This window comes from Arthrobacter sp. Soc17.1.1.1 (assembly GCF_036867195.1).
In the GTDB taxonomy this organism is placed as follows: Bacteria; Actinomycetota; Actinomycetes; order Actinomycetales; family Micrococcaceae; genus Arthrobacter_D.
The window spans coordinates 3,100,938-3,117,365 of record NZ_JBAJII010000001.1 but is presented as its reverse complement, the minus strand read 5'-3'; the positions used below and the strand labels follow the sequence as shown (position 1 = coordinate 3,117,365).

Genomic DNA, 16,428 nt, shown 5'->3' with positions numbered 1-16,428 from the left:
ATGGCCGTCACGGACCGGGTCCAAACCCCACCCCCCAACACGAACCAGCGTGCCTCACGCGACAAGAGTGTGAAGCGGCTCGCCTTCTCCCAGAAGGTGTCGAAGTGGGACGTCAAGCTGTCCCCGTATCTCTACATCTCGCCGTTCTTCGTGCTCTTCGCGATCACGGGCCTGTTCCCCCTCGCCTACACGGCATGGGTCTCGCTCCACTCCTGGAACCTCATCGGGGGCCAGGGCAAGTTCACGGGACTGGAGAACTACGAGTTCGTCCTCGCGCAGCCGTTCTTCTGGAACGCGGTAGGCAATACGTTCAGCATCTTCCTCCTCTCGTCCGTCCCGCAGGTCGTCCTCGCCATCGCCATCGCGGCGGTGCTCGATGCGAATCTCCGGGCCAAGACGTTCTGGCGGATGGGCGTCCTCGTACCGTTCGTGGTGGCCCCCGTGGCCGTTGGGTTGATCTTCAACAACCTCTTCGCTGATCAGGCAGGCCTGTTCAACGAGCTGTTGACGGGGATGGGGCTGGACCCGGTCCGCTGGCACTCCGACTCGCTCGCGAGTCACACGGCGATCGCCACCATGGTGAACTTCCGCTGGACGGGCTACAACGCCCTGATCTTCCTCGCCGCCATGCAGGCCATCCCCAGGGACGTCTACGAGGCGGCGACGATCGACGGCGCCGGACGCCTCCGGCAGTTCTTCTCGGTGACCGTGCCGATGCTCCGCCCCACCATCATCTTCGTGGTGATCACCGCGACGATCGGTGGCCTCCAGATCTTCGACGAGGCGCGCGTGTTCGACCAGGCGGGTCTCGGCGGCGCCGACCGCCAGTGGCAGACGCTCACCATGTACATCTGGGAGCTCGGCTGGGGACAGCGCAACTTCGGCAGGGCTTCTGCCGTGGCCTGGCTGCTGTTCCTCATCATCGTTCTCATCGCGATGGCCAACTTCCTCATCACCCGCCGCATCGCCACCCAGGGAGGCCGACGATGAGCTCCATCCCCATGATCGAACAGACCGCGGGCAAGGGGGCCGCCCGCGCCGCCCAGCGGGGCCTCGGCTCCCGACGCCGCGGTGCCCCCGGCGGCACCATGCGGCGTCCCGGATTCCTGACCTACGGGTTCCTGGGAGCCGTGATCCTCGGCTCGGTGTTCCCCCTCTGGTGGTCGTTCCTGGTGGGAAGCCACGACAGCTCGGTCATCAGCAAGGGCGTGCCCCTGGTGCCGGGCGGCAACTTCTTCGCCAACGCGGCCAGCGTGCTGGACACCATCCCGTTCTGGAAGGCGCTCGGCAACAGCATCATCGTCTCCACCGTCACGGCGGTATCCGTGGTCCTGTTCTCCACCCTCGCCGGATTCGCGTTCGCCAAGCTCCGCTTCCGCGGCAGCAAGGGCCTGCTGGTGTTCGTGATCGCCACCATGGCGGTCCCCACCCAGCTCGGCGTGGTGCCGCTGTTCATCGTCATGGCGAAGCTCGGCTGGACCGGCTCGCTCTGGGCGGTGATCATCCCCGGCGTCGTCACGGCCTTCGGGGTGTTCTGGATGACGCAGTACCTCAGGGACGCCCTGCCGGACGAGCTCATCGAGGCCGTCCGGATCGACGGCGCGTCGATGATCCAGGCGTTCTGGCACGTGGGACTCCCGGCAGCTCGGCCGGCCGCGGCGATGCTCGCCCTCTTCACGTTCGTCGCCACCTGGACCAACTTCTTCTGGCCGTTCATCGTGCTGGATCCGTCCAACCCCACCCTCCCGGTGGCACTGCAGCTGCTCCAGGCCGCGCACTTCGTCGACTACTCGATCGTGCTCGCCGGAGCGGTGCTCTCCACCATCCCCCTGCTGCTGCTCTTCGCGGTGGCAGGACGTCAACTCGTATCAGGAATCATGCAAGGAGCAGTCAAAGGATGAGCAGCACCGAGATCACCTTTCCCGAGGGTTTCCTCTGGGGTGCGGCGACCGCCGCGTACCAGATCGAGGGCGGGGCGCAGGAGGGCGGCAGGGGGCCGTCCATCTGGGACACGTTCACCCGCGTCCCGGGAGCCGTGGCGGATGCGCACAACGGCGACGTCGCGTGCGACCACTACCACCGGTCGGCGGACGACGTCGCGCTGATGAAGAGCCTCAACCTGCAGGCGTACCGCTTCTCGACGTCGTGGTCCCGCTGCATGGCGGACGGCATCACCCCGAACGCCGAGGGCATCCGCTTCTACTCCGGGCTCGTCGACCAGCTCCTCGAGGCCGGCATCAAGCCGTGGCTCACCCTCTACCACTGGGACCTGCCGCAGGCCCTGGAGGACAAGGGCGGCTGGACGAACCGCGACACCGCGTACCGGTTCGCCGAGTACGCCGCTGTCATGCACGAGGCGCTGGGTGACCGCGTCCGGATCTGGACCACCCTCAACGAGCCCTGGTGTGCGGCGTTCCTCGGCTACGCGGCCGGCGTGCACGCTCCAGGCCGGCAGGAGCCGACGGCGGCCCTCGCCGCCGCGCACCACCTGCTGCTCGGGCACGGGCTCGCGACGCAGGAGTTGCGCCGGCGCGACGCCGATGCGACGCTCGGCATCACGCTGAACCTCACCGTGCCGGATCCCGTGGACCCGGACAGCGAGGAGGACCGCGACGCCGCCCGCCGCATCGACGGGCAGTTCAACCGGATCTTCCTCGATCCCGTGCTGCGTGGCGCATACCCGGAGGACGTGCTCCGCGACGTCGAGCACCTGGGCCTGGCCGACTACATCCGCGAGGGCGACCTCGAGATCATCGGGACCCCGATCGACGTGCTCGGCGTGAACTACTACCACGGCGAGGCCGTCACGAAGTCGCCGTCGGGCGAGGCAGCGCCGCAGGAGGGCCACGCGCCCCTGGAGCGGCCCGTCTCCTCTCCCTACGTCGCTGCGCACGGTGTACGCTCCGTGCCGCGCGGCCTGCCCGTCACCGCGATGGACTGGGAGGTGCAGCCCGACGGGCTCCGCCGCCTCCTCAACCGGCTGCAGGACGAGTACACGGGCCCGGCGGGCATCCCGATCTACATCACGGAGAACGGCGCCGCCTACAACGACGTCGCCGACGAGACGGGCTTCGTGGACGACCAGGACCGCCTCGGTTTCTTCGACGTCCACGTGCGGGCCATGAAGGACGCGATCGACGACGGCGTGGACCTGCGCGGCTACCTCGCGTGGTCCCTCATGGACAACTTCGAGTGGGCCTGGGGCTACCACCAGCGCTTCGGCCTCGTGCGGGTGGACTACGGGACGCAGGAGCGCACCCCGAAGGCGAGCGCCCTCTGGTACGCGCGCCTGGCCGCCTCGAACACGGTGCCCGACGCGTCGTCACCGGACGCCGAGCGGGCCGGTGTCGTATTGTCGAGGTGATGAAGACCTCCCCGCCCCGGCCGCTGCGACAGGTCACAGCACGCTCGAGCCCTACGCTCGAGGACCTCGCCGTGGCGGCCGGGGTGTCCCGGTCCACCGCCTCCCGCGCCATCAACGGCGGCGAGCGCGTCAGCCCCGAGGCGCAGGCAGCGGTGGACCGTGCGGTCGTCGACCTCGGGTACATCCCGAACCGGGCGGCCCGCAGCCTGGTGACCCGCAGGACGTCCTCGATCGCGCTGGTCATCCCGGAGCCTGACGTCCGCGTCATGATGGACCCCTTCTTCGCCGTCGTCATCACCGGCATCACGGAGGCGCTCCGGGAGACCGACGTGCAGCTGGTGCTGCTGATGTCGAGGACCGACGACGACTCGTCCCGCACCCTGCGCTACCTGCGCGGCGGCCACGTGGACGGGGCGATCGTGGTCTCGCACCACAAGGCCGACTCGTGGGCGAGATCGCTCGCGGAGACCGGTCTTCCCACCATCTTCATCGGACGGCCGTGGGACACGACCTTCGACGTCACGTATGTGGACACCGACAACGTGGGCGGCGGGCGCCTGGCCGCCCAGCATCTCGCGGGCATCGGCCGGCGCCGCCTCGCCACGGTGGCCGGGCCCGCCGACATGACCGCCGCCGTCGACCGCCTGCGCGGCTGGAAGGCGGGCCTGGCCGAGGCCGGACTGCCCGAGGGGCCCGTGGTCCACGCCGACTTCACCACGGACGGGGCAGCCGCGGCGGCTCGCCGGCTGCTGGCCGAGGACCCCGACATCGACGGGATCTTCGCGGCCTCGGACCTCATGGCGCTCGGCGTGCTGGAGGCGCTCCACGCCGCCGGCAGGACGGTGCCCGGCGACATCGCGCTCATGGGCTACGACAACCATGCCGTCGCCGAGACGGCCGCCACGCCGCTCACCACGATCACGCAGCCCATGGTCGAGATGGCCGTGAAGGCGGGGACGATGCTCCTCGAGGAGATCGAGGCCCCGGGCTCGCACCCGGAGCCCGTCATCTACTCCACCGAGCTCGTGGAACGCGCCAGCACCTCGGTGGCCCCCACCGCGTCCGCGACGAACGCGTAGTCCCAGGCGACGTCGCGCCAGCGGGAGTAGCGGCCGCTCGCGCCGCCGTGGCCGCCGTCCATCTCGGTCTTGAGCACGATCGGCTCGGTGCCGGTGGCCGTCTCGCGCAGCCGGGCGACCCACTTCGCCGGCTCCACGTAGAGCACCCGGGTGTCGTTGTAGCTCGTGACGGCGGCGATCCGGGGGTAGGCCACGGGCCGCACGTTCTCGTAGGGCGTGTACTCCTTCATGTAGCGGTACACGGCCGGGTCCGTGATCGGGTTGCCCCACTCCTCCCACTCGAGCGCCGAGAGCGGCAGGTCGGGATCGAGGATGGTGGTCAGCGCGTCCACGAAGGGGACCTGCGCCACGATGGCCCGGTACTTCTCCGGCGCCAGGTTCGCGACGGCGCCCATGAGCAGGCCGCCCGCCGATCCGCCCATCGCGGCGATCCGTGCAGGGTCGACCCACCCCGACCCGCCGAGGTACGTGGTGGCATCGACGAAGTCGGTGAAGGTGTTCTTCTTGGCGAGCTTCTTGCCCTGCTCGTACCAGCCGCGGCCCATCTCGCCGCCGCCGCGGATGTGCGCCGTGACGAAGACGATGCCGCGGTCCAGGAGGGAGAGCCGCGCGACCGAGAAGGCCGGGTCCATGCTGATCTCGTAGCTGCCGTACGCGTAGACCACCGCGGGGTTGCTGCCGTCCCGTGCGAGGTCGGCCCGTCGGACCACGGACAGCGGGATCATCGTCCCGTCGGCGGCCGGCGCCCACTGGCGCTCGGCGACGTACGCGGCGGGATCGTACCCGCCGCGCACCTCGGTCTCCTTGCGCAGTTCCAGCGAGCCGTCCTCGAGCACGTAGTCGTAGACCCGCGGCGGCGTGAGGTACGAGGTGTAGGACAGGCGGATGATCGGGGAGTCGAACTCGGCATTGGCGAGGGCGCTCGTGAAGAGTTCCTCGTCGAAGTCCGGCTCGGCGGGCAGGCCCTGGTCCGCGGTGCCGAGACCGGCCAGCGGGAGGACCTGCACGCGCTCGATGGTGTCCTTGCGGACCGAGAGCACCACGTGCGTCCGCGTGAGGGAGAGGCCGTCCACCCGGACGGCGTCGTCGTGGGGGATGACCGTCGTCCACTGCTGCTCGGCGAGGGGCCGGGAGAACTGGTCCGCCGCGACGAGGCTCACCATGGAGTTCTTCGCGTCGCGGTCGTGGGTCAGGAGGTAGTGCGGCACGCCGTCGACGCGCACGGGCTCGGCGTCGTACAGGATGCGCTCGTCCCGCGAGATCAGTAGCGTGAGCCCGGCCTCGGGGTGCTCCAGGTCGAGCACCCGGTACTCGCTGTACTCCGAGCAGCCGATGCTGATGAGGAGCTGCGTGCGGTCGGCCGACACCTCGAAGCCCGTCCACATGGCGACGTCGTCCTCCTGGTAGACGACGACGTCGTCGGCCACGGGCGTGCCGAGGATGTGGGAGCGGACCTGGTACGGACGCCAGGAGTCGTCGACGACGGTGTAGTAGACGCGGCTGCCGTCGGGGGAGAAGGACAGCCCGTAGAAGACGTCGGGGATCTCGTCGGGCAGCAGCTCGCCCGTCCCGAGGTCCTTGATGCGCAGCGTGAAGCGCTCGTCGCCCGCGTTGTCCTCGCTGTATGCAAGCCGCGTGCCGTCCTCCGTCACCGAGAGGCCGCCCAGGGAGAAGAACGGCTTGCCCTCGGCGAGCTCGTTGCCGTCGAGCATGATCTGCTCGCCCGGCACCGGGCGGCCGGGGACCACCTCGGGCGGCGTCCAGTCACGGCCCAGGTCGCCCGTGTCCTCAGCGGCCACGCGGCACTGGATCCCGTACTGCTTCCCCTCCTCGGTCCGCGAGTAGTACCACCAGCCCTTCTTGCGGGCGGGCACGGAGAGGTCGGTCTCCTGGGTGCGGTCCTTGATCTCGGTGAAGATGGCCTCGCGCAGCGGCTCCTGGTGCCGGGTCACGGCCTCCGTGTACTCGTTCTCGCGCTCGAGGTACCCGATCAGCTCGGGGTCCTCCTTCTCGCGCATCCACTCGTAGGGATCCACGACGGTGTCGCCGTGGTGGGTGCGCTCGTGCGGCACCTTCCTGGCCGGGGGAGGGACGGGGACTTGGAGCGCGGTGGCGTCGACGGTCATGGCTCCCATCTTGCCACTGCCGCTCCGGCGGTCCGCGGCGGCGCAGGAGCGGCAGTGCGGCCCGCTCCTGGTTGACCGTGCCGAACCGGCATGCAATTCTGGAGCGGGCCTTTACAGAACGAACGTTCGGTAATTCGTCCGCAGGGCGACATGCAGGACCTGAGACGACGAGGGAGACGATCATGGCCGAGGCTTTCCTGGTGGGCGGTGTCCGCACACCGGTGGGCCGGTACGGCGGGGCCCTCTCGGGCGTGCGGCCGGACGACCTCGCGGCGCTCGTGCTCGACGCCGTCGTGCAGCGTGCTGGCCTGGACCCGGCCGTCGTGGACGAGGTGATCCTCGGCAACGCGAACGGCGCCGGCGAGGAGAACCGGAATGTGGCGCGCCTCGCCGCGCTGCTCGCGGGCTTCCCGGACAGCGTCCCCGGCATCACCGTCAACCGCCTCTGCGCCTCCGGGCTCTCGGCGATCATCATGGCCTCGCACATGGTGAAGTCCGGGGCCGCGGACATCGTCGTCGCGGGCGGCGTCGAGTCGATGAGCCGCGCACCCTGGGTCATGGAGAAGCCGGATCGGGCCTTCGCCAGGCCCGGGGCCGTCCTGGACACCTCGATCGGCTGGCGCTTCACCAATCCGAAGCTCGCCGCACGGGACAAGGCCACCTACTCCATGCCCGAGACCGCCGAGGAACTCGCCGCCCTGGACCGCATCACGCGCGACGACGCCGACGCGTTCGCGCTCCGCTCCCACCAGCGGGCGCTCGCGGCCATCGAGGCCGGACGCTTCGCCGACGAGATCGTGCCCGTCCAGGTCAACCGCGGGAAGACATCGACGTCCGTGGACACCGACGAGGGTCCGCGCGCCGACACGACCCTCGACGTCCTCGCGGGGCTCCGTCCCGTGGTCCGTCCGGACGGGATCGTCACGGCCGGCAACTCGAGCTCCCTCAACGACGGCGCCTCCGCCGTCATCGTCGCCTCGGAAGCCGCCCTCGCACGCTACGGCCTGACCCCGCGCGCCCGCATCCTCGACGGCGCCTCCGCGGGCGTGCCGCCGGAGATCATGGGCATCGGGCCCGTGCCCGCCACGCAGAAGGTCCTCGAGCGGACCGGCCTCGCGGTCTCCGATCTCGGCGCCGTCGAACTCAACGAGGCCTTCGCCACGCAGTCGCTCGCCTGCATCCGGCGGCTCGGGCTCGACGAGGGCATCGTGAACCGCGACGGCGGAGCGATCGCGCTCGGCCACCCCCTCGGTTCATCGGGAGCGCGCATCGCCGTGACCCTGCTCGGGCGCATGGAGCGCGAACTCACCGGGACGTCCCGGCGGCTCGGCCTGGCGACGATGTGCGTCGGCGTCGGCCAGGGCACCGCGATGCTCGTCGAGGCCGTCTGATGCCGTCGTCGCTGAGGGTCACCGAGGGCGCCGGCTCGAATGCCCTCGTCGTCGAACTGCACCGCCCCGAGGCACGCAACGCGATCGACCGCCGGATGGTCGACGAGCTGCACGCCGTCTGCGCGGACCTCGAACGGACCCCGCGCACCCTCGTCCTCGCCGGGTCCGACGGCGTCTTCGCCTCAGGTGCCGACATCGCCGAACTGCGCGCGCGCCGGCGCGACGACGCCCTCGCGGGTATCAACTCGACGCTCTTCGCGCGCATCGCGGCCCTGCCCATGCCCGTCATCGCGGCCCTCGACGGCTACGCGCTCGGCGGCGGCGCCGAACTCGCGTTCGCCGCGGACTTCCGGCTCGGCACGCCCCGGCTGAGGATCGGCAACCCCGAGACAGGCCTCGGCATCCTCCCGGCCGCCGGCGCCACCTGGCGGCTGAAGGAGCTGGTGGGGGAGCCGCTCGCCAAGGAGATCCTCCTCGCCGGGCGCGTCCTCACGGCCGAGGAGGCCCTGGCCGCCCGGCTCATCACCGAGATCCACGCACCGGAGGACCTCCTGCAGGCAGCCCACGCCCTCGCGGACCGCATCGGCCGGCAGGACCCCCTGGCCGTGCGGATCACCAAGAGCGTGTTCCACGCACCGAGGGAGGCGCACCCCGTGATCGACCAGCTCGCGCAGGCCGTGCTCTTCGAGTCGGACGCCAAGTTCGACCGCATGCAGCAGTTCCTGGACCGGAGGAAGAGCTCATGAGTACCGTGCCCGAGGGGACTGCCCGGGATGCCGTGCCCGCTGCCCCGGGGCGTGGCGCCGACCCAGCGGCTGGACACCCTGCCCAGGGTGTACAGGGCGCTCAGGGTGTGCCGGCACGCGTCGGCGTCCTCGGCGGCGGCAGGATGGGTGCCGGCATCGCGCATGCGTTCTGCCTGGCAGGCTCCGACGTCGTCGTCGTCGAACGCGACGACGACGCAGCGCAGGCGGGCCTCGCACGCGTCACGCAGGCCCTCGCGCGCAGCGTGGACCGCGGCACGACGGCGGAACCACTGGCCGACCTGACCCGCCGCGTGGCGGTGTCCACGGACTACGCGTCGTTCGCCTCCCGCGGCCTCGTCGTCGAGGCGGTGCCGGAGGACCTCGGCCTCAAGCGGCAGGCGCTGCGGGCGGTCGAGGACGTCCTCGACGACGGCGCGTGGCTCGCGACGAACACCTCCTCCCTCTCGGTCGACGCGCTCGCCGACGTCCTGCAGCGCCCCGACCGGTTCTGCGGGCTCCACTTCTTCAACCCCGTGCCGGCATCGACCCTGATCGAGGTGGTGCTCGGAGCCCGGACGTCCGCAGAGCTCGAGGCCGCCGCGCGGTCCTGGGTGGGTGCGCTCGGCAAGACGCCCGTCGTCGTGCGCGACTCCCCGGGCTTCGCCAGCTCCAGGCTCGGCGTCGCCATCGCCCTGGAGGCCATGCGCATGCTCGAGGAGGGTGTGGCGAGCGCGGAGGACATCGACGCAGCGATGGTCCTCGGCTACAGGCACCCCGTCGGGCCGCTGCGCACCACCGACATCGTGGGCCTCGACGTCCGCCTCGGCATCGCGGAGTACCTCGCCTCGACCCTCGGGCCGCGCTTCACCCCGCCGGCGATCCTGCGCGAGAAGGTGGCCCGCGGCCAGCTCGGCCGCAAGACCGGGCACGGCTTCTTCGCGTGGGACGATGCCCCGCCGTCGGCGTGACCCGGCCACACCCCGACCCCCATCCCCGGCAGCACCAGTGAAAGGCGAGCGGACATGACCACCGCCCCGGAACGAGTACAGATCGACGTCGTCCCCAGCTTCATCGAGGATGCCTGGTGGACGCCGGACCGCACCGCGGCGGACGGTGACGGCACCGTGGTCCGTGACGCCAGCACCGGCGAGGAGCTCGCCGTCGTCAGCACGGCCGGCATCGACACCGCCGCCGCCGTCCGGTTCGCGCGCAGCACCGGCCAGGCCGAACTAGGGCGCTTCACCTTCCACGAGCGCGCCCTGAAGCTCAAGGAGCTCGCGCAGTACCTGAACGCGCACCGCGACCCCCTGTACGAGCTGTCCGCGAAGACCGGCGCCACGAAGGTCGACTCCATGGTAGACATCGACGGCGGCATCGGCGTGCTCTTCACGTTCGGGTCGAAGGGGCGCCGCGAGCTGCCGAACTCCCACGTGATCGTCGACGGCCCGCCCGAGGTGCTCTCGAAGGACGGCTCCTTCCTCGGAACGCACATCCACACGCGCATCCCCGGCGTCGCGGTGCAGATCAATGCCTTCAACTTCCCCGTGTGGGGCATGCTCGAGAAGCTGGCCCCCGCCTTCCTCGCCGGCGTACCGACCATCGTGAAGCCCGCGACGCCCACCGGCTTCCTGACCGCAGCCGTCGTGAAGCTCATCGTCGGTTCCGCGATCCTGCCGCCGGGTTCGCTGCAGCTCATCTCCGGCCCGGCGCGTGACGTCCTCGACCACCTCGACTACCGGGACCTCGTGTCCTTCACGGGCTCCGCGTCCACCGCCGACCTGCTCAAGGCGCATCCGTCCGTGGCGCGCGGCGGGGTGCGCTTCACCTGCGAGACGGACTCCCTCAACGCCGCGATCCTCGGCCCCGACGCCGTCCCCGGTACGCCCGAGTTCGACGCCTTCGTGAAGTCCCTGGTCACGGAGATGACGGTCAAGGCCGGCCAGAAGTGCACGAGCATCCGCCGGTCCATCGTGCCCGAAGCGCTCGTCGACGACGTCGTGCGGGCCGCGGGGGAGCGGATCCGCTCGCGGGTGACCCTCGGCGACCCGAGGGCCGAGGGCGTCACCATGGGCGCGCTCGCATCGCTCGCGCAGCTGGAGGGCGTGCAGGACGCCGTCCGGGAGCTGATCGCCGGCGGCGCAGCGGTGGCGTTCGGTTCGCTCGACGCCCCCGACGTCGTGCTCGCGGACAACACCCTCGGCAAGGCGCCGGGGGGCGCCTTCATGGAGCCCGTGCTGCTCACGTGGAAGGACGTCGAGGCCGGCGCGCTGCACTCGGTGGAGGCCTTCGGTCCGGTCGCGTCCGTCATCGGCTACGACGACCTCCCGCACGCCGTCCGCCTCGCGGCCCTCGGCTCGGGCTCGCTCGTAGCCACGGTCTGCACGAACGACCCGGCGGTGGCGCAGGACCTCGTGCTCGGCATCGCGGCGCACCACGGCCGCGTCCTGATCCTCAACCGCGAGGACGCGCGGACCTCCACGGGGCACGGTTCGCCCGTGCCGCACCTCGTGCACGGCGGACCGGGGCGTGCGGGCGGCGGCGAGGAGCTCGGCGGTATGCGCTCGGTGCTGCACCACATGCAGCGCACCGCGGTGCAGGGGTCCCCGAACATGCTCACCAGTATCACGGGGGAGTGGCACACGGGTGCCGACCGACGGTTCGACGACGGCCATCCGTTCCGCAAGGACCTCGCCACGCTGCGCATCGGCGATGCCGTCCGCTCCGGACTGCGACAGGTGACGCTGGCGGACATCAGTGCGTTCGCCGAGACCACCGGTGACACCTTCTACGCCCACACCGACGAGGCGGCGGCCGCTGCCAACCCCTTCTTCCCGGGCATCGTGGCCCACGGCTACCTCCTGCTCTCCTGGGGGGCCGGCCTCTTCGTGGACCCTGCGCCGGGACCGGTGCTGGCGAACTACGGCCTGGAGAACCTGCGGTTCATCACGCCGGTCGCGGCCGGTGATTCGATCCGTGTCACGCTGACGGCCAAGCGGATCACGCCGCGGGAAACGGACGAGTACGGCGAGGTGGCCTGGGACGCCGTCCTGCACAACCAGGACGACGAGATCGTGGCGACCTACGACGTCCTGACCCTCGTCGAGAAGTAGCTCCCGCACACGGTCCCGGCCGGAGGATCCCGCCGTCCGGTCCGGTCGGCGGGAAGGGGCATCAGCGCCGGTGGAGCCCGTCGAACACCATGACGATGACGTCGTCGGCCAGTTTCGCGGCCGTCAGTGGCCCTCCCGGCCGGTACCACTCCACGATCGAGTTGATGGTGCCGAAGATCAGGCGCGTGGTGGTGCGGGGGTCGATGTCGCTGCGGATGGAGCCCTCGTGGCGCGCCGCGTCCACCAGCGCGGCCACCTCGCGGTCGAACGCGCGCCGGCGCTCGAGCGCCTCGCGCTCCACCTCGGTGTTGCCCCGCAGCCGCAGCAGCAGTGTGACGAAGGGGAGCCGCTCGGTCAGCACCGCGATGGTCCCGCGGAGCACGAACTCCAGGCGTGTGTCGGCGGCGCCGGCGGCCGCCCCGGGGGCGGAGAGCACCGCCTCGAGTCCGCCGAGCGCATGGTCGAGGGCCAGCCGCAGCAGGTCGCCCTTCGAGGGGACGTGGTGGTAGATGGCCGACTTGCTGATACCGAGCTCCTCGGCCAGCATCCCCATCGACGTCGCCTCGTAGCCGTGGCGGTTGAAGGCGGTGACCGCGACGGCGAGGACCGACTGCTGGTCGTAGCCCGGGCGCCCACGGCGGGTCGGGGGCGGCGTGGGCTCGGCGACGGTCATGCTGTCATTTTTGCACGACCGTTCGGTCAGCAGGCCGTTGACCCTCCCCGGAAGCCCTCCCTATACTGAACGAACGGTCGGTAAATAAACCGGAGGCCAAGACGAGGGAGCCAGGCACCATGACGACGACAGTGACGACCCCGGAAGGCCGTGCGGACCACGACGCCGACGGCGAGCGGCTCTTCGACGAACTCATCGCCCGGGACTCCCGGATCGAGCCCCGCGACTGGATGCCTGCGGACTACCGCAGGGCGCTGACCCGCCAGATCTCCCAGCACGCGCACTCCGAGATCATCGGCATGCAGCCCGAGGCCAACTGGATCACGCGGGCGCCGTCCCTGAAGCGCAAGGCCGTCCTCATGGCCAAGGTGCAGGACGAGGCGGGCCACGGCCTGTACCTCTACTCGGCCGCCGAGACCCTCGGAACCCCGCGCGACAGGATGACCGAGGACCTGATCGCCGGCAAGGCCCGCTACTCGAGCATCTTCAACTACCCCGTCCTGACCTGGGCGGATATCGGTGCGATCGGCTGGCTCGTCGACGGCGCCGCGATCTGCAACCAGGTGCCGCTCTGCCGCGCCTCCTACGGACCCTACGGGCGCGCGATGGTCCGCATCTGCAAGGAGGAGTCCTTCCATCAGCGGCAGGGCTTCGAGATCCTGCTCGAGCTCGCCAACGGCACGCCCGAGCAGCGTGCCATGGCGCAGGACGCCGTGAACCGCTGGTACGCGCCGTCGCTCATGATGTTCGGCCCGCCGGACGAGGAGTCGCCGAACTCGCAGAAGTCGATGGAGTGGAAGATCAAGCGCTTCTCGAACGACGAGCTGCGCTCGCGCTTCGTCGGCATGGTGGTCGAGCAGATCAGGGTCCTCGGACTCGAGCTGCCGGACGAGGACGTCCGCTACGACGAGGAGACCGGACACTGGGAGCACGGGCCGCTGGACTGGAACGAGTTCAAGGAGGTCCTCGCCGGCCGTGGCCCCTGCAACGCGCAGCGCCTCGAGCGGCGCCGTGAGGCCCATGAGGAGGGCGCCTGGGTGCGCGAGGCCGCAGCGGCCTACGCCGCGAAGCGGGCCCTCACGACGGGCGAAGGCGGCCTGAGATGACCGGTGGATCGACGACGGGTGACGACGGCGCGACGGCACCGTCCACGGGCCCGCAGGAGGCACGCGCCGCCTGGCCGCTCTGGGAGGTCTTCGTGCGGTCCTCGCGCGGCCTCTCGCACGTCCACGCCGGATCGCTGCATGCGCCCGACGCCGAGATGGCCGTCCGCAATGCGCGTGACCTCTACACGCGGCGCAACGAGGGAGTGAGCCTCTGGGTGGTCCCGGCGTCGTCCATCATCACCAGCGATCCCGATGCGAAGGACGCCTTCTTCGAATCGCCGCAGGGCAAGGACTACCGCCATGCCACGTACTACACGAAGAGCGAAGGGGTGAAGCACCTGTGAGCGAGGCCAGCGCCACCCGCATCACCCCGGGCAACGCGCTGCGCCCCGAGGACATCGCGCTGCTCGAGACCCGGCCCGCCGACGCCGTCGCGCAGTACGCGCTGGGGCTGGGCGACGACGCCCTGATCCTCGCGCAGCGCCTCGGCTGGTGGATCTCCCGCGCTCCCGAGCTCGAGGAGGATGTCGCCCTCGCGAACATCGCCCTCGACCAGATCGGCCACGCCCGCTCCTTCCTGACCTATGCCGGACGGGCCTGGGACAGGACCGAGGACGACCTCGCCTACTTCCGGCGGGAGCCCGAGTTCCGCTCCGTGCACCTCGTCGAGCAGCCCAACGGCGACTTCGCGCGGACCATCGCGCGGCAGCTCGTCGTCGCCCTCTACCAGTGGGAGCTGTACTCGCGGCTCGCCGGCTCCACCGACCCGACGCTCGCCGCGATCGCAGCGAAGGCCGTCAAGGAGGTCGACTACCACCGCGACCACAGCATCCAGTGGGTGCTGCGGCTCGCGCTCGGCACCGAGGAATCGCGCCGGCGCATGATCGCCGGGCTCACGCTCACCTGGCCCTACGTCGAGGAGCTGTTCGCCGACTACCCGCTCATCGACGCGCTCGGCGACGCCGGCGTGCGCCCCAGCAGCCTCCGGGCGCCGTTCGACGCAGCGGTGCAGGCCGTCCTCGACGAGGCCGACCTCGAGCTCCCGGCCGTGCCCGGCGCCGTCGGCGGGGGACGCCTCGGCCGCCACAGCGAGCACCTCGGCTACATCCTCGCCGAGATGCAGGTCCTCGCCCGCGAACACCCGGGAGCGTCGTGGTGATGATCGCCGACCTGCGTCCCGTGGCCGGGACCCACGCCGCCGTCTGGGATGTCGCGGCCACCGTCTGCGACCCGGAGATCCCCGTACTCACCATCGAGGACCTGGGCATCCTCCGCGACGCCCGCGTGACGGAGTCGGGACAGGTCCGGGTGACCATCACCCCCACCTACTCGGGCTGCCCCGCGATGGACGCCATCCGTGACGACGTGACGGCGGCTCTCCACCGCGCCGGGTACGACGACGTCGCCGTCCGACTCACGCTCTCGCCTGCCTGGACGACCGACTGGATGAGCGACGACGGCAAGGCCAAGCTCGCCGAGTACGGTATCGCCCCGCCCACGGGGAAGGCCGCCGCCGGTCCCGTGCGGATCGGGCTGAGCGTCAAGTGCCCCCAGTGCTCGTCGCTGGACACCCGCGAGATGACGCGGTTCGGCTCCACCTCCTGCAAGGCGCTCTACGTCTGCAACGCCTGCAGGGAACCCTTCGACTACTTCAAGGTGCACTGATGGCCGTCGTCCTCGCCCCCTCGACCAAACGGCGCAGCGCCTTCCACAGCCTCACCGTCCGGAGCGTCCGTCGCCTCACGGAGGACGCCGTCGAGGTCACACTCGACGTACCCGCCGACCTGCAGGACAGGTACGACTACCTCCCGGGGCAGTACGTCGCGCTGCGCACTAGGCTCGAGATCGACGGCGAGCCGAAGGAGGTGCGGCGGAGCTACTCGATCTGTGCCGATCCGCGTCCGGGTGAACTGCGGGTCGCGGTCAAGCGCGATCTCGGCGGGGTCTTCTCCACCTGGGCCAATGAGTCCCTCAAGGCCGGGGACACCCTCGACGTGATGAGCCCGCTCGGCCAGTTCACACCCCGCACGACGCCGGGGCAGCAGGCCGTCTCACTCGTGGCCGTCGCTGCCGGATCCGGCATCACGCCGGTCATCTCGATCGCCCGGGCCATGCTCGGGAGCGGCCCGAACGTCCGGTTCGACCTCGTCTACGCCAACCGGGCCGCCATGGACGTCATGTTCCTGGAGGAGCTCGCGGACCTGAAGGACCGCTACCCCTCCCGCTTCGCGGTGCACCACGTCCTGTCCCGCGAACAGCGCATCTCGCCGTTGCTCTCGGGCCGGATCGACGCCGGGAAGCTCGAGCAGCTGCTCGGCACGGTCATCGCGACCGACCGGGTGGACGAGTGGTTCCTCTGCGGCCCGTTCGAGCTCGTGCAGCTGTGCCGGGACTTCCTGGCCGAGCGCGGCGTACCCGCGGACGCGGTACGGTTCGAGCTGTTCACCACCGGCGAGCCGGCCCGGCCCGAAGGAAGCATCGGCCGGCCGGTCGTGACCGACGCCGCCGGCGAGAACTACACCATCTCCTTCAACCTCGACGGACTCCAGGGGTCCGTGCAGAGCCCGACGCATGCGCGCGAATCGATCCTCAACGCCGCGCTGCGGGTGCGCCCCGACGTGCCGTTCGCCTGCGCCGGGGGAGTGTGCGGGACGTGCCGTGCGAAGGTGGTCGAGGGGTCCGTGGCGATGGAGGAGAACTACGCCCTGGAGCCCGACGAGGTGGCGGCCGGCTTCGTCCTCACCTGCCAGGCCCACCCGACCAGCGACACCGTCACGGTCGACTACGACGCCTAGGAGCGCCTGATGTCCGCACAATCCGAGAATCCGGCGTC

The 16,428-nt window shown here is 70.7% G+C and carries 15 protein-coding genes; 13 read left to right on the top strand and 2 right to left on the bottom strand.

All coding sequences use genetic code 11. The annotated features are described in order from the left end of the window. The 4 genes from V6S67_RS14390 to V6S67_RS14375 are packed head-to-tail and all read left to right on the top strand — an operon-like array spanning position 1 to position 4,443. Positions 1 to 990 carry a carbohydrate ABC transporter permease gene (locus V6S67_RS14390; RefSeq protein WP_334210876.1) on the top strand — a complete coding sequence of 330 codons (990 nt, stop codon included), beginning with the start codon at positions 1 to 3 and terminating at the stop codon, positions 988 to 990. Then, the gene (locus V6S67_RS14385; RefSeq protein WP_334210875.1) at positions 987 to 1,901 is read left to right on the top strand and encodes a carbohydrate ABC transporter permease; all 915 of its coding nucleotides are present in this window, start codon (positions 987 to 989) and stop codon (positions 1,899 to 1,901) included. Before V6S67_RS14390 ends, V6S67_RS14385 begins: the two co-directional genes overlap by 4 nt. After that, positions 1,898 to 3,364 (top strand): GH1 family beta-glucosidase, encoded by a 1,467-nt coding sequence (locus tag V6S67_RS14380; protein ID WP_334210874.1) that lies wholly within the window; start codon positions 1,898 to 1,900, stop codon positions 3,362 to 3,364. Before V6S67_RS14385 ends, V6S67_RS14380 begins: the two co-directional genes overlap by 4 nt. Then, entirely contained in the window at positions 3,364 to 4,443 is a 1,080-nt protein-coding gene (locus V6S67_RS14375) for a LacI family DNA-binding transcriptional regulator (RefSeq protein ID WP_334210873.1), read from the top strand. Before V6S67_RS14380 ends, V6S67_RS14375 begins: the two co-directional genes overlap by 1 nt. Here the strand turns inward: V6S67_RS14375 and V6S67_RS14370 are convergent. Beyond that, positions 4,374 to 6,569, bottom strand: a complete 2,196-nt coding sequence (locus V6S67_RS14370; protein ID WP_334210872.1) for a S9 family peptidase — start codon at positions 6,567 to 6,569, stop codon at positions 4,374 to 4,376. The two genes, V6S67_RS14375 and V6S67_RS14370, sit on opposite strands and share 70 nt — an antisense overlap. A gap of 182 nt (positions 6,570 to 6,751) precedes the next feature. On the opposite strand from V6S67_RS14370, the gene V6S67_RS14365 reads away from it, so the two are divergent. The 4 genes from V6S67_RS14365 to paaZ are packed head-to-tail and all read left to right on the top strand — an operon-like array spanning position 6,752 to position 11,816. Next, positions 6,752 to 7,960, top strand: a complete 1,209-nt coding sequence (locus V6S67_RS14365) for a thiolase family protein (RefSeq protein ID WP_334210871.1) — start codon at positions 6,752 to 6,754, stop codon at positions 7,958 to 7,960. Continuing rightward, positions 7,960 to 8,706, top strand: coding sequence for an enoyl-CoA hydratase/isomerase family protein (locus V6S67_RS14360; RefSeq protein WP_334210870.1), 747 nt, complete (start codon positions 7,960 to 7,962; stop codon positions 8,704 to 8,706). The genes V6S67_RS14365 and V6S67_RS14360 overlap by 1 nt, the downstream gene beginning before the upstream one ends. Continuing rightward, positions 8,703 to 9,674: a 3-hydroxyacyl-CoA dehydrogenase family protein gene (locus V6S67_RS14355; RefSeq protein ID WP_334210869.1), complete on the top strand. Its 972-nt coding sequence runs from the start codon at positions 8,703 to 8,705 to the stop codon at positions 9,672 to 9,674. Before V6S67_RS14360 ends, V6S67_RS14355 begins: the two co-directional genes overlap by 4 nt. A 54-nt stretch (positions 9,675 to 9,728) precedes the next feature. After that, the gene (paaZ, locus tag V6S67_RS14350; RefSeq protein ID WP_334210868.1) at positions 9,729 to 11,816 is read left to right on the top strand and encodes a phenylacetic acid degradation bifunctional protein PaaZ; all 2,088 of its coding nucleotides are present in this window, start codon (positions 9,729 to 9,731) and stop codon (positions 11,814 to 11,816) included. 61 nt (positions 11,817 to 11,877) lie between these two features. On the opposite strand, the gene V6S67_RS14345 is transcribed toward paaZ, so the two are convergent. Then, positions 11,878 to 12,489, bottom strand: a complete 612-nt coding sequence (locus tag V6S67_RS14345; RefSeq protein ID WP_334210867.1) for a TetR/AcrR family transcriptional regulator — start codon at positions 12,487 to 12,489, stop codon at positions 11,878 to 11,880. A gap of 119 nt (positions 12,490 to 12,608) precedes the next feature. Here V6S67_RS14345 and paaA point away from each other — a divergent pair, with 119 nt between their 5' ends. The 5 genes from paaA to paaE are packed head-to-tail and all read left to right on the top strand — an operon-like array spanning position 12,609 to position 16,390. Then, positions 12,609 to 13,595 carry a 1,2-phenylacetyl-CoA epoxidase subunit PaaA gene (paaA, locus tag V6S67_RS14340; protein ID WP_334210866.1) on the top strand — a complete coding sequence of 329 codons (987 nt, stop codon included), beginning with the start codon at positions 12,609 to 12,611 and terminating at the stop codon, positions 13,593 to 13,595. Further along, positions 13,592 to 13,939: a 1,2-phenylacetyl-CoA epoxidase subunit PaaB gene (gene paaB, locus V6S67_RS14335; RefSeq protein ID WP_334210865.1), complete on the top strand. Its 348-nt coding sequence runs from the start codon at positions 13,592 to 13,594 to the stop codon at positions 13,937 to 13,939. The genes paaA and paaB overlap by 4 nt, the downstream gene beginning before the upstream one ends. Beyond that, on the top strand, positions 13,936 to 14,754 hold the full coding sequence (gene paaC, locus V6S67_RS14330; RefSeq protein WP_334210864.1) for a 1,2-phenylacetyl-CoA epoxidase subunit PaaC: 819 nt from the start codon (positions 13,936 to 13,938) through the stop codon (positions 14,752 to 14,754). Before paaB ends, paaC begins: the two co-directional genes overlap by 4 nt. Continuing rightward, positions 14,754 to 15,260: a 1,2-phenylacetyl-CoA epoxidase subunit PaaD gene (paaD, locus tag V6S67_RS14325; protein WP_334210863.1), complete on the top strand. Its 507-nt coding sequence runs from the start codon at positions 14,754 to 14,756 to the stop codon at positions 15,258 to 15,260. Before paaC ends, paaD begins: the two co-directional genes overlap by 1 nt. Further along, the gene (gene paaE / locus V6S67_RS14320; RefSeq protein WP_334210862.1) at positions 15,260 to 16,390 is read left to right on the top strand and encodes a 1,2-phenylacetyl-CoA epoxidase subunit PaaE; all 1,131 of its coding nucleotides are present in this window, start codon (positions 15,260 to 15,262) and stop codon (positions 16,388 to 16,390) included. Before paaD ends, paaE begins: the two co-directional genes overlap by 1 nt. Positions 16,391 to 16,428: the final 38 nt, after the last annotated feature.

What these genes read in the sequence shown, in the direction of transcription:
- paaA (WP_334210866.1), top strand. Translation starts at nt 12,609, where the DNA reads ATGACGACGACAGTGACGACCCCGGAAGGCCGTGCGGACCACGACGCC.
- V6S67_RS14365 (WP_334210871.1), top strand. Translation starts at nt 6,752, where the DNA reads ATGGCCGAGGCTTTCCTGGTGGGCGGTGTCCGCACACCGGTGGGCCGG.
- paaD (WP_334210863.1), top strand. Translation starts at nt 14,754, where the DNA reads ATGATCGCCGACCTGCGTCCCGTGGCCGGGACCCACGCCGCCGTCTGG.
- V6S67_RS14345 (WP_334210867.1), bottom strand. Translation starts at nt 12,489, where the DNA reads ATGACCGTCGCCGAGCCCACGCCGCCCCCGACCCGCCGTGGGCGCCCG.
- V6S67_RS14370 (WP_334210872.1), bottom strand. Translation starts at nt 6,569, where the DNA reads ATGACCGTCGACGCCACCGCGCTCCAAGTCCCCGTCCCTCCCCCGGCC.
- V6S67_RS14385 (WP_334210875.1), top strand. Translation starts at nt 987, where the DNA reads ATGAGCTCCATCCCCATGATCGAACAGACCGCGGGCAAGGGGGCCGCC.
- V6S67_RS14380 (WP_334210874.1), top strand. Translation starts at nt 1,898, where the DNA reads ATGAGCAGCACCGAGATCACCTTTCCCGAGGGTTTCCTCTGGGGTGCG.
- V6S67_RS14390 (WP_334210876.1), top strand. Translation starts at nt 1, where the DNA reads ATGGCCGTCACGGACCGGGTCCAAACCCCACCCCCCAACACGAACCAG.
- paaB (WP_334210865.1), top strand. Translation starts at nt 13,592, where the DNA reads ATGACCGGTGGATCGACGACGGGTGACGACGGCGCGACGGCACCGTCC.
- paaE (WP_334210862.1), top strand. Translation starts at nt 15,260, where the DNA reads ATGGCCGTCGTCCTCGCCCCCTCGACCAAACGGCGCAGCGCCTTCCAC.
- V6S67_RS14375 (WP_334210873.1), top strand. Translation starts at nt 3,364, where the DNA reads ATGAAGACCTCCCCGCCCCGGCCGCTGCGACAGGTCACAGCACGCTCG.
- V6S67_RS14355 (WP_334210869.1), top strand. Translation starts at nt 8,703, where the DNA reads ATGAGTACCGTGCCCGAGGGGACTGCCCGGGATGCCGTGCCCGCTGCC.
- V6S67_RS14360 (WP_334210870.1), top strand. Translation starts at nt 7,960, where the DNA reads ATGCCGTCGTCGCTGAGGGTCACCGAGGGCGCCGGCTCGAATGCCCTC.
- paaZ (WP_334210868.1), top strand. Translation starts at nt 9,729, where the DNA reads ATGACCACCGCCCCGGAACGAGTACAGATCGACGTCGTCCCCAGCTTC.